Source organism: Pseudomonas sp. LjRoot277 (assembly GCF_964253845.1).
Classification (GTDB): Bacteria; Pseudomonadota; Gammaproteobacteria; order Pseudomonadales; family Pseudomonadaceae; genus Aquipseudomonas.
The window spans coordinates 300677-315770 of record NZ_CAXURI020000001.1 but is presented as its reverse complement, the minus strand read 5'-3'; the positions used below and the strand labels follow the sequence as shown (position 1 = coordinate 315770).

14 protein-coding genes are annotated in these 15094 nt (G+C 59.5%); 6 read left to right on the top strand and 8 right to left on the bottom strand.

Translation table 11 applies throughout. From position 1 onward, the window contains the following. Positions 1-117 precede the first annotated feature (117 nt). Together rep and ACSQ87_RS01495 are read left to right on the top strand one after the other, a co-directional pair. Complete coding sequence (gene rep, locus ACSQ87_RS01500) at positions 118-2127, top strand: DNA helicase Rep (protein WP_150657671.1); 2010 nt, start codon at positions 118-120, stop codon at positions 2125-2127. A 56-nt stretch (positions 2128-2183) separates the two neighbouring features. Then, a complete protein-coding gene (locus ACSQ87_RS01495) occupies positions 2184-2756 on the top strand; it encodes a xanthine phosphoribosyltransferase (RefSeq protein ID WP_007934646.1) in 573 nt (190 codons plus the stop codon). Positions 2757-2824: 68 nt separating this feature from the next. On the opposite strand, the gene ACSQ87_RS01490 is transcribed toward ACSQ87_RS01495, so the two are convergent. From ACSQ87_RS01490 to dadA, 6 genes are all read right to left on the bottom strand, one after another. Next, entirely contained in the window at positions 2825-4747 is a 1923-nt protein-coding gene (locus tag ACSQ87_RS01490; protein WP_436273228.1) for an acetyl-CoA hydrolase/transferase C-terminal domain-containing protein, read from the bottom strand. 134 nt (positions 4748-4881) lie between these two features. Beyond that, positions 4882-5298, bottom strand: coding sequence for a c-type cytochrome (locus ACSQ87_RS01485; protein ID WP_111448290.1), 417 nt, complete (start codon positions 5296-5298; stop codon positions 4882-4884). Positions 5299-5479: 181 nt separating this feature from the next. Then, entirely contained in the window at positions 5480-6028 is a 549-nt protein-coding gene (locus ACSQ87_RS01480; protein ID WP_008150195.1) for a cupin domain-containing protein, read from the bottom strand. Positions 6029-6155: 127 nt separating this feature from the next. After that, positions 6156-7229, bottom strand: coding sequence for an alanine racemase (alr, locus tag ACSQ87_RS01475; RefSeq protein ID WP_436273227.1), 1074 nt, complete (start codon positions 7227-7229; stop codon positions 6156-6158). 96 nt (positions 7230-7325) lie between these two features. Continuing rightward, the gene (locus ACSQ87_RS01470; protein ID WP_008150191.1) at positions 7326-7679 is read right to left on the bottom strand and encodes a RidA family protein; all 354 of its coding nucleotides are present in this window, start codon (positions 7677-7679) and stop codon (positions 7326-7328) included. Then, positions 7651-8955 carry a D-amino acid dehydrogenase gene (gene dadA, locus ACSQ87_RS01465; RefSeq protein WP_436273226.1) on the bottom strand — a complete coding sequence of 435 codons (1305 nt, stop codon included), beginning with the start codon at positions 8953-8955 and terminating at the stop codon, positions 7651-7653. Before dadA ends, ACSQ87_RS01470 begins: the two co-directional genes overlap by 29 nt. 157 nt (positions 8956-9112) lie before the next feature. Here dadA and ACSQ87_RS01460 point away from each other — a divergent pair, with 157 nt between their 5' ends. Beyond that, entirely contained in the window at positions 9113-9601 is a 489-nt protein-coding gene (locus ACSQ87_RS01460) for an Lrp/AsnC ligand binding domain-containing protein (RefSeq protein WP_003177284.1), read from the top strand. A gap of 21 nt (positions 9602-9622) precedes the next feature. Here ACSQ87_RS01460 and ACSQ87_RS01455 read toward each other — a convergent pair whose 3' ends face one another. Further along, complete coding sequence (locus ACSQ87_RS01455; RefSeq protein WP_007947437.1) at positions 9623-9976, bottom strand: YkgJ family cysteine cluster protein; 354 nt, start codon at positions 9974-9976, stop codon at positions 9623-9625. A 147-nt stretch (positions 9977-10123) separates the two neighbouring features. Between ACSQ87_RS01455 and ACSQ87_RS01450 the strand changes: the two genes are divergently transcribed. Next, positions 10124-11437 (top strand): NAD(P)/FAD-dependent oxidoreductase, encoded by a 1314-nt coding sequence (locus ACSQ87_RS01450; protein ID WP_436273225.1) that lies wholly within the window; start codon positions 10124-10126, stop codon positions 11435-11437. A gap of 159 nt (positions 11438-11596) precedes the next feature. On the opposite strand, the gene ACSQ87_RS01445 is transcribed toward ACSQ87_RS01450, so the two are convergent. After that, a complete protein-coding gene (locus ACSQ87_RS01445; protein WP_223429557.1) occupies positions 11597-11842 on the bottom strand; it encodes a DUF1127 domain-containing protein in 246 nt (81 codons plus the stop codon). A gap of 179 nt (positions 11843-12021) precedes the next feature. Here ACSQ87_RS01445 and ACSQ87_RS01440 point away from each other — a divergent pair, with 179 nt between their 5' ends. Continuing rightward, positions 12022-13443: a PLP-dependent aminotransferase family protein gene (locus ACSQ87_RS01440; RefSeq protein ID WP_223429558.1), complete on the top strand. Its 1422-nt coding sequence runs from the start codon at positions 12022-12024 to the stop codon at positions 13441-13443. 56 nt (positions 13444-13499) lie between these two features. Further along, the gene (locus ACSQ87_RS01435; protein ID WP_436273224.1) at positions 13500-15080 is read left to right on the top strand and encodes a phospholipase D family protein; all 1581 of its coding nucleotides are present in this window, start codon (positions 13500-13502) and stop codon (positions 15078-15080) included. The last annotated feature ends 14 nt before the right edge of the window (positions 15081-15094 follow it).

Here is a 15094-nt window from a genome sequence, read left to right as displayed (position 1 = left end):
AAGTATCAAAACCGGCAAATATAGATAGCGTGCTGCGTCACAAGTCGGAGAGAGCAGCACAATTCGCTGAGCCTGTTAAAATGCCGGCCCATTTCGCAAACGACTCCCTGATTTCATATGTCCCGACTCAATCCCCGGCAGCAAGAAGCCGTGAGCTACGTCGGCGGCCCTCTTTTGGTGCTCGCCGGCGCAGGCTCCGGCAAGACCAGCGTGATCACGCGCAAGATCGCCCACCTGATCCAGACCTGTGGCATCCGCGCCCAGTACATCGTCGCCATGACCTTTACCAACAAGGCCGCGCGCGAGATGAAGGAACGGGTCGGCACCCTGCTCAAGGGCGGCGAAGGCCGCGGCCTGACCGTCTGCACCTTCCACAATCTGGGCCTGAACATCATCCGCAAGGAACATGTGCGGCTGGGCTACAAGCCGGGTTTCTCGATCTTCGACGAGACCGATGTCAAAGCCTTGATGACCGACATCATGCAGAAGGAATACTCGGGCGACGACGGCGTCGACGAGATCAAGAACATGATCGGCTCGTGGAAAAACGACCTGATCCTGCCGCCCGAAGCCCTGGAAAACGCGCGCAACCCCAAGGAACAGACCGCCGCCATCGTCTACACCCACTATCAGCGCACGCTCAAGGCGTTCAACGCGGTGGACTTCGACGACCTGATCCTGCTGCCGGTGAAGCTGTTCCAGGAACACGCCGACATCCTCGAAAAATGGCAGAACAAAGTCCGCTACCTGCTGGTGGACGAATACCAGGACACCAACGCCAGCCAGTATTTGCTGGTGAAGCTGCTCATCGGCATACGCAACCAGTTCACTGTGGTGGGCGATGACGACCAGTCGATTTATGCCTGGCGCGGCGCGCGGCCGGAAAACCTGATGCTGCTCAAGGACGATTACCCGTCCCTGAAAGTGGTGATGCTGGAGCAAAACTATCGCTCCACCAGCCGCATCCTGCGTTGCGCCAACGTGCTGATCTCGAACAACCCGCACGAATTCGAAAAGCAGCTGTGGAGCGAGATGGGCCACGGCGACGAGATCCGCGTGATCCGTTGCCGCAACGAAGACGCCGAAGCCGAGCGCGTGGCCGTGGAACTGCTGACCCTGCACTTGCGCACGGATCGGCCCTACAGCGATTTTGCGATCCTGTATCGCGGTAACTACCAGGCCAAGCTGATCGAGCTGAAGCTGCAACACCACCAGATTCCGTATCGACTTTCCGGCGGCAACAGCTTTTTCGGACGTCAGGAAGTGAAAGACCTGATGGCCTACTTCCGCCTGATCGTGAACCCCGACGACGACAACGCCTTCCTGCGGGTGATCAACGTCCCACGCCGGGAGATCGGTTCGACCACGCTGGAAAAGCTCGGCAACTACGCCACCGAACGCAAAATCTCGATGTACGCCGCCACCGACGAAATCGGTCTGGGCGAACATCTGGATACGCGCTTCACCGATCGTCTGTCGCGCTTCAAGCGCTTCATGGACAAGGTCCGCGAGCAATGCGCCGGCGAAGACCCGATCTCGGCGCTGCGCAGCATGGTCATGGACATCGACTACGAGAACTGGCTGCGCACCAACAGCTCCAGCGACAAGGCCGCCGACTACCGCATGGGTAACGTCTGGTTCCTGATCGAGGCGTTGAAGAACACCCTCGAAAAAGACGAAGAAGGCGAGATGACCGTCGAAGACGCCATCGGCAAACTCGTCCTGCGCGACATGCTGGAACGTCAGCAGGAAGAGGAAGACGGCGCCGAAGGTGTGCAGATGATGACCTTGCACGCCTCCAAAGGCCTGGAATTTCCTTACGTGTTCATCATGGGCATGGAAGAGGAAATCCTCCCGCACCGCTCCAGTATCGAAGCCGACACCATCGAAGAAGAACGTCGGCTGGCCTACGTGGGCATTACCCGCGCACGTCAGACCCTGGCCTTCACCTTCGCCGCCAAGCGTAAGCAATACGGCGAGATCATCGACTGCGCGCCGAGCCGCTTCCTCGATGAGCTGCCACCGGACGACCTGGCCTGGGAAGGCACCGACGACACACCCGTCGAAGTCAAAGCCGTTCGCGGGAATACCGCATTGGCGGATATACGCGCGATGTTAAAGCGCTAGAATCGACTACTTTTTAACCAGCCTTAGACGCATAGCCGTCCTTAGAGGAACGCTTCATGGAAGCACTGCACAAGAAAATCCGCGAAGAAGGCATCGTGCTTTCCGACCAGGTCCTGAAAGTCGACGCCTTTCTGAACCACCAGATCGACCCGGCCCTGATGAAGCTGATCGGCGACGAATTCGCCACGTTGTTCAAGGATTCGGGCATCACCAAGATTGTCACCATCGAAGCCTCGGGCATTGCACCGGCGATCATGACCGGTCTGAACCTCGGCGTGCCGGTGATTTTTGCGCGCAAGCATCAGTCCCTGACCCTGACCGAAAACCTGCTGTCGGCGACCGTTTACTCGTTCACCAAGCAGACCGAAAGCACCGTGGCGATTTCCCCGCGCCACCTGACCAGCAGCGACCGCGTGCTGATCATCGATGACTTTTTGGCCAACGGTAAGGCGTCGCAAGCGCTGATCTCGATCATCAAACAGGCCGGCGCTACCGTCGCGGGTTTGGGTATCGTGATCGAGAAGTCGTTCCAGGGCGGCCGTGCGGAACTGGACGCGCAAGGTTATCGCGTTGAATCCCTGGCTCGCGTGCAGTCGCTGAAGGATGGCGTTGTAACCTTCATCGAGTAACCAGCAGCACCGCATTTCCCCTGTGGGAGCCAGCCTGCTGGCTCCCACAGTTGGTTTTGCGTTGGGCGTTATTGCGTGGTGGCTTTCAGGCCGGTGAGCAACAGCCGCTGAAACAAATCCTCTTTTAGCCCTTCCGGGTTGGTCAGCTTCATCCGCTCCAGATGTTCGGGAAACGATGAAGGTTCTGGCGCATCCAGCGCGGCCTTGCCCAGTTCCAGAATCTCCGTGAGCTTGAACTTGCTCTTCAACCAGTTCAGCGCCCGCAATAGGTCCTTCTCCTCAGCGGTGAAGTCACAGCCCAACGGATACTCCGGAAACAACTGCGGATGCCGCGCCTGAATGACCTGCAAACGCTGCGGACTGTTGTCGGCAAACCGTGGATCGATACGGAAATGCTTCGGTAACTTGCCGACGGCCTGAGCCTGTTCGATCAACCCCGGCTGGAAACGTGAGTCGCTGATGTTCAGCAACGCCTCGATCACCGCCGCATCGGTCTTGCCCCGCAGATCGGCGATACCGTACTCGGTGACCACGATGTCTCGCAGGTGTCGCGGGATTGTGCAATGGCCATACTCCCAGACGATGTTCGAACTGACCTCACCACCCGACTCGCGCCAGCTGCGCAGGAGCAGCACCGAACGCGCGCCCTCCAGTGCATGGCCTTGGGCGACGAAGTTGTATTGCCCGCCGACACCGCTGAGTACTCGCCCGTCTTCGAGCTGATCCGATACGGCTGCGCCAAGCAGGGTCATCGTGAAGGCGGTGTTGATGAAACGTGCATCGAGGCGCTGCAAGCGTTTAAGTTCTTCCTGACCGTAGAGCTCATTGATGTAGCTGATGCGGGTCATGTTGAACTCAAGCCGCTTGCTGTGCGGCAGCTCGCGCAGGCGCTCATAGAAACTGCGCGGCCCAAGAAAAAAACCGCCATGCACCGATATGCCGTCAGTCTGCGCGGCTTCGTCCAGCGTGCCGGCATTCGCCTGTTGCTGGGTCGGCACATCCGGATAGACCTTGCGCCGCACGATCCCGGCATCGGCCAGCACCAGCAAGCCGTTGACGAACATTTCGCTGCAACCATACAGGCCTTTGGCGAAAGGTTCGACGCCGCCTTCGCGGTCGATGAGTTGCGCCCACTGGCTGAGATTGACGTCCGCCAGCAACGCCTTGTAACCGTCATTGTCGGCCTGCCGCGCCAGCAGCGCAGCGGTCAGCGCATCGCCCATGGCACCGATGCCAATCTGCAAGGTGCCGCCGTCGCGCACCAGCGTGCTGGCGTGCAGCCCGATGAAGTGATCCTGGAAACCCACCGGCATGTTCGGCGTGGAGAACAGTGTGGTGCTGTCCTTTTCGTCGATCAGCAGGTCGAACGTGTCGATACCGATTTCGGCATCGCCCGGCATGTACGGCAAATCGTTGTGCACCTGGCCCACCAGCAGGATCGTCTCCCCCGCCGCCCTACGCTTGGCGATCATCGGGAACAAGTCGAGGGTGATGTCCGGGTTGCAGCTCAGGCTCAGGCGGTCGGGATGTTCGCTGTGGCTGGCCACCAATTGCGCCACCAGGTTCAACCCGGCGGCGTTGATGTCTCGAGCGGCGTGGCTGTAATTGCTGCTGACGTAATCCTGCTGGGCCTGTGCGCTGTGGAGCAGGCTGCCGGGCTGCATGAAAAATTGCTGGACATGGATGTTGGACGGCAGGCTGTCGCGATGCAGGTCGGCGAGGAAATCCAGTTCCGGATAATCGCCGAAAACCCGCTCGATGAAGGGTTCGAGAAAACGCTTTTGCAAACCGTCGCCCAAAGAAGGACGGCCCAGGCACAGGGCGGTGTAGATCGTCAGCTGCCGTTCGGGCAACTGCGCGATGCGTTGAAACAGCGCGTTGACGAAGTGGTTGGGTTTGCCCAGACCGAGGGGCAGGCCCATGTGGATATGCGCCGGCAACCGTGCCAGGACATCATCGACCGCTTGCTCGATAGAACACAGCTGCACCATCTGATCCTCCCTTACATTCCGTGAATTGGGGTTGGATCGAGCTTGCCGGGTCTTTGCTGCAATGAACAGTCTCAGGCGTAAATCGCAGGCACAAAAAAGCCGCTCGAAAGCGGCTTTTTGATGAAGATGGAGGCTTATTTCAGGCCGGACATCTTCTGGATGGCGCCTTTGAGCTCGGCGTCTGCGCAATCGGCGCAGGTGCCTTTTGGAGGCATTGCATTGAGGCCGGAGATTGCTTTCGCCAGTAAACCGTCAACACCGCCTTCCTTCTTGGCGCGCTCGCCCCAAGCGGCAGCATCACCGATTTTCGGCGCGCCCAACAGGCCGGTGCCGTGGCAAGCGTTGCAATGTTTGGCAATCACTTCGTCAGGAGTTTTGGCACCACCACCGCCGCCAGCAGAAGCAGCGACTTCCATCCCCTTGCACTCTTTACCCTGAACGCAAACCTGGCCGACTGGCTCAAGGCGTTTAGCAATTTCGTCGTTGGTCGCAGCTTGTGCGCTGACTGCCCAAAGGGCCAATACGGTTGCTGGTACGGCCAGCATTTTCATAATTAGATTCACGCGTTCACCCTCAATGGTGGCTAGTCACGCCCACGGCCACGGTTCGCAGGCGGGCGCAAGTATAACGATAAGCCCGCCACACTGAAACAACCCTAAAGTCGAAGGGGTCTTATGCGTGGCGGAAAAACAACTCGGGCACCTCCGCAATGCTCGCGGGACGCCTCTTTTCTTAGAAATTCGCTGGAGTCGCTGCGCTGATTAGTCGCGCTGGCGCATCGAACGGATTACGGAAACGGTGCGGTTTAGTACTTTCAAAGTAGTAGCTGTCGCCGGCTTCGAGCACAAAAGTTTCAAGCCCCACCACCAGTTCAAGCCGACCTTCAAGCAGAATCCCGGTTTCCTCGCCCTCATGGGTGAGCATCTCGTCACCGGTGTCGGCGCCTGGCGGGTAGATTTCGTTGAGGAACGCGATGGCCCGACTCGGATGAGCCCTGCCGACCAGTTTCATGGTCACTGCGCCATCGGAAATATCGATCAGCTCGTTGGCTTTGTAGACGATCTGAGTCGGTTTTTCCTGCAGGATCTCTTCGGAAAAGAACTCGACCATGGACATGGGAATCCCGCCCAGTACCTTCCTCAGCGAACTGATCGAGGGGCTGACGCTGTTCTTCTCGATCATCGAAATGGTGCTGTTGGTGACGCCCGCGCGTTTGGCGAGTTCACGCTGGGAAAGTCCTTTGAGCTTACGGATGGATTGCAGTCGTTCACCGACGTCCAATGCTGGAGCCTCCAGGGATTCAGGTTGTTGGAATATTGAGCGTTATCATGGCGACAGCGTTCAGTATTTACAACACTTGGACCTGAATCCTGTTCGGCGAAGCGACTTTCGGTCGGCGTGCTTTGACCTAAGCCCCGGAATAGAGCATTGGCACCCGGCGCAGGTTGCAGAAGATCTGGTAAGGAATCGTGCCCGCAGCCGCGGCCACGTCACTGGCGAGTATGTTTTTGCCCCACAACTCGACGGTCGAACCGAGGCCGGCTTGCGGCACATCGGTCAGGTCAATGCAGAGCATGTCCATCGACACCCGGCCAATCAACTGGCTGCGCTGCCCGGCAACCATCACGGGCGTTCCTGTCGGTGCCTGACGTGGGTAGCCATCGGCGTAACCCATGGCCACCACGCCCACGCGCATCGGTTTCTGGGTGATGAATGTGGCGCCGTAACCGATCGGCTCGCCGGCCGGCAGTTCACGCACGCAAATCACTTTCGATTCGAGGGTCATCACCGGTTGCAGGCGGGACGCCACGGCGTTGGCTTCTTCAAACGGAGTCGCGCCGTAGAGCATGATGCCCGGGCGAACCCAGTCACTGGGAATCTGTGGCCAACCGAGCACTGCCGGCGAGTTGCGCAGGCTGACTTCAGCCGATAAGCCCTGACGCGCCGCTTCGAACACCGCGACCTGCTCGGTACTGGCCTGGCTGTGCAGCTCATCGGCCCGGGCGAAGTGGCTCATCAGTACAATCTTCGCCACCTTGCCGCTGACCAGCAGCCGTTGATAGCCCGCCTGATAATCCTTTGGATGCAAGCCCACCCGATGCATGCCCGAATCGAGCTTGAGCCAGACCGTGATCGGCTTGCTCAGTGCAGCGTTCTCGATGGCTTCGAGCTGCCACAGCGAATGCACCACACACCAGAAGTCATGCTCGACGATCAGCGACAACTCATCGGCTTCAAAAAAACCTTCCAGCAACAACACCGGCGCACGAATGCCGGCAGCTCGCAGCTCCAACGCTTCTTCGATGCAAGCCACGGCAAACCCGTCCGCCTCGGCTTCCAGCGCCTGGGCGCAACGCACCGCGCCATGACCGTAGGCATCGGCCTTGATCACCGCGAGGGCCTTGGCCCCCGTGACTTCACGGGCGATTTGGTAGTTGTGACGCAGGGCTTGAAGGTCGATCAGGGCACGGGCTGGACGCATGGCGGCAGACTTCTAGGCGGTCATGGGAAGAAAAACCGGCGCTGGCTGACGGCGTGAACCGCCAGTAGCACCGGGAGAGGGATTTTTCAGACGGGTTTATGGCAGAGCGGCGACAACCGACAGCTCAACCAGGATTTCCGGTTCGCACAACTTCGATTCAACGGTGGCACGGGCCGGTGCGACGCCTTTTGGCAGCCACTTGTCCCAGACCGCGTTCATGCCTTCAAAGTGTGCATCAATGTCTTTCAAGTAAATCGTCACCGACAGCAAACGGCTCTTGTCGGTCCCGGCCAGATCCAGCAAACGCTCGATGTTGGCAAGCGTTTCACGGGTCTGCTGTTCAATCCCGGCGTTCATATCGTCGCCGACTTGCCCTGCCAGATACACGGTACCGCTGTGGACTACGATCTGGCTCATGCGCTCATTGGTGAGCTGGCGCTGGATTGACATGTTTTGCAGACTCCTGAAGTTTTTTTCCATAACGGGAAATATCGAGGCCTTCGGCGCTGATTTGCGGCGTTTTCTTCGCCATCAGATCGGCCAGCAAGCGACCGGAACCGCACGCCATGGTCCAACCAAGCGTGCCGTGACCCGTGTTCAAAAACAGATTGCTGAACGGCGTAGCACCCACGATCGGCGTGCCGTCCGGAGTGGTCGGACGCAGACCGGTCCAGAAACTGGCCTGGGCCAGATCGCCGCCCTGAGGATAGAGGTCGTTGACGATCATCTCCAGGGTTTCGCGCCGACGCGGGTTCAGCGACAGGTCAAAACCGGCTATTTCAGCCATGCCACCGACGCGGATGCGGTTGTCGAAACGGGTGATTGCGACCTTGTAGGTCTCGTCGAGGATAGTCGAGGTCGGAGCCATCGCCGGGTTGGTGATCGGCACGGTCAGGGAGTAACCCTTGAGCGGATACACCGGCGCCTTGATGCCCAGCGGCTTGAGCAGTTGCGGCGAGTAGCTGCCGAGCGCCAGCACGTAGCGGTCGGCGGTTTCCAGCTTGCCGTCGATCCATACGCCGTTGATGCGATCACCGGCGTAGTCGAGGCGTTGAATGTCCTGGTCGAAGCGGAATTCCACACCGAGGTTCGCAGCCATTTCCGCGAGCTTGGTCGTGAACATCTGGCAGTCGCCGGTCTGGTCGTTCGGCAGGCGCAGGGCACCGGCGAGGATGTTGGTGACGCTGGCCAGCGCCGGCTCAACGCGGGCAATGCCGGCGCGGTCGAGCAGTTCGAACGGCACGCCGGATTCTTTCAGCACGGCAATGTCTTTCCAGGCGCCGTCGAGTTGAGCCTGGGTGCGGAACAATTGGGTCGTACCGAGGCTGCGGCCTTCGTAGGCAATGCCGGTTTCGGCGCGCAATTCGTCGAGGCAGTCACGGCTGTACTCGGACAGGCGGACCATGCGCTCCTTGTTCACCGCATAACGGCTAGCGGTGCAGTTGCGCAGCATCTGCGCCATCCACAGGTATTGGTCGATGTCGGCGGTGGCCTTGATCGCCAGCGGCGCGTGGCGCTGCAACAGCCACTTGATGGCCTTGAGCGGCACGCCCGGTGCGGCCCACGGCGAGGCATAACCCGGCGAAACCTGCCCGGCGTTGGCGAAACTGGTCTCCATGGCAGCGGCCGGCTGACGGTCCACCACCACCACTTCAAACCCGGCACGCGCCAGATAGTAAGCACTGGTGGTACCGATGACGCCGCTACCCAAGACCATAACGCGCATTTTCATATCCCTCATCGCGGCTTGCCGCTGACGTTCGTAGTTGTCGAGCATTGATGTGCGCAGTGTAAAAAAGATTAGGCAGTGCTTTTCACTATATAAGTGCCTATATTTGGCGAGAATTCTCGGCAAAAACGCTTTTCACGGAGGCGCATCCCCTATGCGTACCAACACTCAGACCAAACGTGAGCTGGACAAGATCGACCGCAACATCCTGCGGATCCTGCAAGCGGACGGGCGTATCTCCTTCACCGAACTGGGGGAAAAGGTCGGGCTCTCGACCACGCCGTGTACCGAGCGGGTCCGGCGGCTGGAGCGCGAAGGGATCATCATGGGCTACAACGCCCGGCTCAATCCGCAGCACCTCAAGGGTAGTCTTCTGGTATTCGTCGAGATCAGCCTCGACTACAAATCCGGCGATACTTTCGAAGAGTTCCGACGCGCGGTCCTGAAGCTTCCCCACGTGCTGGAGTGCCATTTGGTGTCAGGGGATTTCGACTATCTGGTGAAAGCGCGGATTTCCGAGATGGCCTCGTACCGCAAGTTGCTGGGCGACATCCTGCTCAAGCTGCCGCATGTGCGCGAATCCAAGAGCTACATCGTGATGGAAGAGGTTAAGGAGAGTTTGAGCCTGCCGATTCCGGATTGAAGATCTTTTGGCTGGCGACGCCTAAACCAGAACCTGCCGCGTCGAAGCCATGTACTCATGAATCTGCTTCTCGACCCGCGGATGTATCAGCTCAACCGGCCCCCGCCCATTCGGGCACGGCAAGGTCTTGGTGGTGCCGAACAACCGGCAGATCAGCGGCCGCTCGTCATACACGGTGCAGCCGTTCGGCCCGAGGTGCACACAGTTGAGCTCATCCATCGCCGCATCCTGCTCGGCGCGGGTCTTGCGCGGCAGGCGGGACATTTCTTCCGGTGAGGTGGTCACCGGCCCACAGCAGTCATGGCAGCCGGGCACGCACTCGAACGAGGGAATCTGCTGCCGTAGCGTGCGAATTTTCTGACTGTTGCAGCTCATCGAAGCGGTGACCAAAAGCGAAATAGAGCGGGATTCTGACGGAAAAACCCCGATCCAGACAGCACCAACCGACCAGTGTTGCCCGTGTCCGAAGGTCCGGCTTATGCTCCGTCAAATTTTCTAAACACAAGAATCAGGAACACGCACATGAATGCCCGTGCTCAGCAACCGGCCCCGAACCACCAGCACCCTGCTTCTTACTACGCCGCCAGCAGCCTGCCGCAGCCCGATCATCCGGTGCTCACAGCTGACTTGGTGGCTGACGTGTGCGTGGTCGGTGGCGGGTTTTCCGGGTTGAACACGGCGCTCGAACTGGCCGAACGTGGCTTCAGTGTGATCCTGCTCGAAGCCCACAAAATCGGTTGGGGCGCCAGCGGACGCAATGGCGGGCAGTTGATTCGTGGCGTCGGCCATGGCCTCGATCAGTTCGCTAACGTGGTCGGTGCGGACGGCGTGCGTCAGATGAAACTCATGGGACTGGAAGCGGTGGAAATCGTCCGACAGCGCGTCGAGCGTTTTCAGATCCCTTGCGACCTGACTTGGGGCTATTGCGATTTGGCGAACAAGCCCCGGGACCTCGAAGGTTTTGCCGAAGACGCCGAGGAGCTGCGCAGTCTCGGTTACCGTTACGAAACCCGGCTGCTGCAAGCCAGTGAAATGCATTCCGTTGTGGGTTCCGACCGTTACGTCGGCGGTTTGATCGACATGGGCTCGGGGCATCTGCACCCGCTGAACCTGGCACTGGGCGAAGCGGCGGCCGCCCAGCAGTTGGGGGTGAAGCTGTTCGAACAATCGGCAGTCACCCGCATCGATCATGGCCCCGAGGTCAAGGTCCATACCGCCCAGGGCTCGGTTCGCGCCAAAACGCTGGTGCTGGGCTGCAACGCCTACCTCAATGAACTCAATCCCGAACTCGGCGGCAAGGTGCTGCCCGCCGGCAGCTACATCATCGCTACCGAACCGTTGAGTGAAGCGCTGGCTCACTCGCTGCTGCCGCAGAACATGGCGGTCTGCGATCAACGGGTGGCGCTGGATTACTACCGGCTCTCGGCGGACCGACGCTTGCTGTTTGGCGGCGCCTGTCACTATTCCGGTCGCGACCCGAAGGACATCGCCGCCTACATGCGGCCGAAGATGCTGGAGGTTTTCCCGCAACTGGCCGGGGTGAAGATCGACTATCAATGGGGCGGGATGATCGGCATCGGCGCCAACCGTCTGCCGCAGATCGGCCGGCTCAAGGATCAGCCGAATGTGTATTACGCCCAGGCTTATTCCGGTCATGGCGTGAATGCCACGCACCTCGCGGGGAAGTTGTTGGCTGAGGCTATCAGTGGTCAGCAGGGTGGTGGGTTTGATCTGTTTGCAAAGGTGCCGCATATCACGTTCCCTGGCGGCAAGCATTTGCGCTCGCCATTGTTGGCGTTGGGAATGTTGTGGCATCGGCTTAAGGAGTTGGTCTGAAAGAACAGTGGCGTTCTTTCGGACGTCTTCGCGAGCAAGTCGAATCGTCGCACCGCCGCTCCCACATTAGATTCTCAGTGAACACAGATTTTGTGTTCGGCAACGATCAAATGTGGGAGCGGGCTTGCTCGCGAATCGGTTCAAAGAACACCGCAAGATTCAGATCCGCCAGAACGGTTTAAGCCCCTCCTCCCGCGCCTGCTCCCGACTCAACCCGACATCCCTCAGTTGCTCAGTCGTGAGCTCCAGCAACACCTTGCGCGTGTGCAGACGATGCCAGAACAGACCCCAGCGACTCAGGCCGGTCGGTGCGTTGCGCATGACCGCCTCGCGTGCGCCGTTGATTTGCCCTGCCGCCAGTTCCTGACTGTGTAACGTCAGCCGCACATCGCTCAAGCCGTTCATTTTGATTGCTCCTGTTTACTTGGGTAGCTAGAGCTTTCATGATGCGCGGACGGAAAAAAGCATTACAGATTCAACAAGACTGTATTAACCCCATACAGATTTTGCATTTCAGCGTCTGAATTCCCTATTTTCGACCCATCTGTACTGGTAAGCCAAATAACCCACACCGAGACTGCGCCATGACCCTTTACGTCAACCTCGCCGAACTACTTGGTACGCGTATCGAACAGGGCTTCTATCGCCCCGGTGACCGGCTGCCGTCGGTGCGGGCGTTGAGTGTTGAACACGGCGTCAGCCTGAGCACGGTGCAGCAGGCCTATCGCGTGCTGGAAGACAGCGGCCTGGCGACACCCAAACCCAAGTCGGGTTACTTTGTACCGGTGGGTCGCGAACTGCCGGAGCTTCCGGTAATTGGTCGCCCGGCCCAGCGTCCGGTGGATATTTCCCAGTGGGATCAAGTGCTGGAACTGATCCGCGCCGTCCCGCGCAAGGATGTGGTGCAACTGGGCCGCGGCATGCCGGACATCACCACGCCGACCATGAAACCGCTGCTGCGCAGCCTGGCGCGAATCAGCCGGCGGCAGGACATGCCCGGTCTGTATTACGACAACATCTACGGCACCCTCGAACTGCGCGAACAGATTGCCCGTCTGCTGCTGGATTCCGGCTGCCAATTGACAGCCCACGACTTGGTGATCACTACCGGTTGCCACGAAGCGCTGTCCACCAGTATTCGCGCCATCTGCGAGCCGGGGGATATTGTGGCTGTGGACTCGCCGAGCTTTCACGGCGCCATGCAGACCCTCAAAGGCTTGGGCATGAAAGCCCTGGAAATCCCTACCGACCCGCTCACCGGGATCAGCCTTGATGCCCTCGAACTGGCCTTGGAACAATGGCCGATCAAAGCCATACAGTTGACCCCCAACTGCAACAACCCGCTGGGCTACATCATGCCGGAGTCGCGCAAACGCGCGTTGTTGACACTTGCACAGCGCTTCGACGTGGCGATCATCGAGGACGATGTGTATGGCGAACTGGCCTACACCTACCCGCGTCCGCGCACGATCAAATCCTTCGACGAAGACGGCCGCGTCCTGCTTTGCAGCTCGTTTTCCAAGACCCTGGCGCCGGGACTGCGCATTGGTTGGGTGGCACCGGGACGGTATCTGGAACGGGTGCTGCACATGAAATACATCAGCACCGGCTCCACCGCACCGCAACCGCAGATCGCGATTGCCGAATTTCTCAAGTCCGGGCACTTCGAACCGCATTTGCGGCGGATGCGCACCCAATACCAACGCAATCGCGACGTGATGATCGATTGGGTCAGCCGCTATTTTCCGGCCGGTACCCGAGCCAGTCGTCCCCAGGGCAGCTTCATGCTCTGGGTCGAGCTGCCGGAGGGTTTCGACACCCTGAAACTGAATCGTGCACTGCACGATCAAGGCGTACAGATTGCCGTCGGCAGTATCTTTTCCGCCTCCGGCAAATACCGCAATTGCCTGCGGATGAACTACGCTGCCAAAACAACCCCGCAGATCGAAGAAGCAGTGCGCAAGGTCGGTGCGATGGCAATCAAACTGCTAGCGGAAACCGACTGACCTTTCTTCGGGATGCGGCGTCCATATGCTAACTGCCACCACCCGGAATACGCTCCGTGAGAATCAGACAGCCCTTGCTTGCTACTCTGTTACTCGCCTCGCTCCTTGGTGGTTGCACGACACTCAATGTCCCTAGCGAACCGAGTCAGGCCCTACCGGCAACGGACTCGGCCTTCGGCCGCTCGATCCAGGCACAGGCCGCCCCCCATCAGGGCCGATCGGGTTTTCGCTTGCTCTCTGATAGCGCCGAGGCCTTCACCGCCCGCGCCGAGCTGATTCGCAACGCCCAAAGCAGCCTCGATCTGCAGTACTACATCGTCCATGACGGCATCAGCACACGAATACTGGTGAGCGAGCTGCTCAATGCCGCCGACCGTGGCGTGCGAGTGCGGATTCTGCTCGACGACACCACCAGCGATGGTCTGGACAGGATCATTGCGACCCTTGCCGCACATCCGAAGATTCAGATCCGCGTGTTCAACCCGCTACATCTGGGCCGCAGCACCGTCGTTACGCGAACCATGGGCCGGCTCTTCAACCTGTCGCTGCAACACCGGCGCATGCACAACAAACTGTGGGTGGCGGACAACTGCGCGGCGATCGTTGGCGGGCGCAACCTGGGGGACGAGTATTTCGATGCCAAGCCCAACCTCAATTTCACCGACATCGACATGCTCAGTGTCGGCCCGGTTGCAGAGCAGTTGGGGCACAGCTTCGACCAGTACTGGAACAGTGCCCTGAGCAAGCCGATCGAACAGTTTCTCTCGACCAAGCCGACAGCCAAGGATCTGAGAAACACCCGGACTCGGCTGGACGAATCCCTGGAGGAAACGCGTAAACAGAACCACGCGCTTTATCAGCAGTTGATGGCCTACACCACTCACCCGCGTTTGGATGTCTGGCGCCGAGAGCTGATCTGGGCCTGGAACCAGGCGTTGTGGGACTCACCGAGCAAGGTGCTGTCCAAGGGTGAGCCGGAGCCGTACTTGCAGCTGACCACCCAGTTGGCGCCCGAGCTCAATGGGGTCAGCAAGGAGCTGATCATGGTCTCGCCCTACATCGTACCCACCCAACCGGGTCAGGTGTATCTGACCGGTCGCGCCGATGCCGGCGTGTCGGTGAGTTTGCTGACCAATTCACTGGAAGCCACCGACGTACCCGCTACGCACGGTGGTTACGCACCTTATCGCAAAGCCTTGCTGGAGCACGGCGTGCAATTGTTCGAATTGCGTCGTCAGCCCGGCGACAACGGTGGTAGCGGCAGCGGACCGAGCCTGTTTCACAGCAGGAGCAGCTCCTCCCGTAGTTCCGACTCCAGCCTGCACAGCAAGGCGATGATTTTCGACCGACAGAAAGCCTTCATCGGGTCGTTCAATTTCGACCCGCGCTCGGTGCTGTGGAACACCGAAGTCGGGGTCCTGGTGGACAACCCGCAGCTCGCCGGACGGGTGCGCGAATTGGCACTGGAGGGAATGGCGCCGCCCCTCAGCTATCAGGCCCGGCTGGAAAAGGGTCAGATCGTCTGGGTCACCGAAGATGACGGCAAGCTGCACACGCTGACCAAAGAACCGGGAAGTTGGTGGCAGCATTTCAATTCATGGCTCAGCAGCATGGTCGGCATGGAGCGGATGTTGTAGCTTAAATTGCCAGG

Coding starts and splice junctions, on each gene's coding strand:
- rep (WP_150657671.1), top strand. CDS start 118: ATGTCCCGACTCAATCCCCGGCAGCAAGAAGCCGTGAGCTACGTCGGC.
- ACSQ87_RS01495 (WP_007934646.1), top strand. CDS start 2,184: ATGGAAGCACTGCACAAGAAAATCCGCGAAGAAGGCATCGTGCTTTCC.
- ACSQ87_RS01490 (WP_436273228.1), bottom strand. CDS start 4,747: ATGGTGCAGCTGTGTTCTATCGAGCAAGCGGTCGATGATGTCCTGGCA.
- ACSQ87_RS01485 (WP_111448290.1), bottom strand. CDS start 5,298: ATGAAAATGCTGGCCGTACCAGCAACCGTATTGGCCCTTTGGGCAGTC.
- alr (WP_436273227.1), bottom strand. CDS start 7,229: ATGCGTCCAGCCCGTGCCCTGATCGACCTTCAAGCCCTGCGTCACAAC.
- ACSQ87_RS01470 (WP_008150191.1), bottom strand. CDS start 7,679: ATGTCAATCCAGCGCCAGCTCACCAATGAGCGCATGAGCCAGATCGTA.
- dadA (WP_436273226.1), bottom strand. CDS start 8,955: ATGCGCGTTATGGTCTTGGGTAGCGGCGTCATCGGTACCACCAGTGCT.
- ACSQ87_RS01460 (WP_003177284.1), top strand. CDS start 9,113: ATGCGTACCAACACTCAGACCAAACGTGAGCTGGACAAGATCGACCGC.
- ACSQ87_RS01455 (WP_007947437.1), bottom strand. CDS start 9,976: ATGAGCTGCAACAGTCAGAAAATTCGCACGCTACGGCAGCAGATTCCC.
- ACSQ87_RS01450 (WP_436273225.1), top strand. CDS start 10,124: ATGAATGCCCGTGCTCAGCAACCGGCCCCGAACCACCAGCACCCTGCT.
- ACSQ87_RS01445 (WP_223429557.1), bottom strand. CDS start 11,842: ATGAACGGCTTGAGCGATGTGCGGCTGACGTTACACAGTCAGGAACTG.
- ACSQ87_RS01440 (WP_223429558.1), top strand. CDS start 12,022: ATGACCCTTTACGTCAACCTCGCCGAACTACTTGGTACGCGTATCGAA.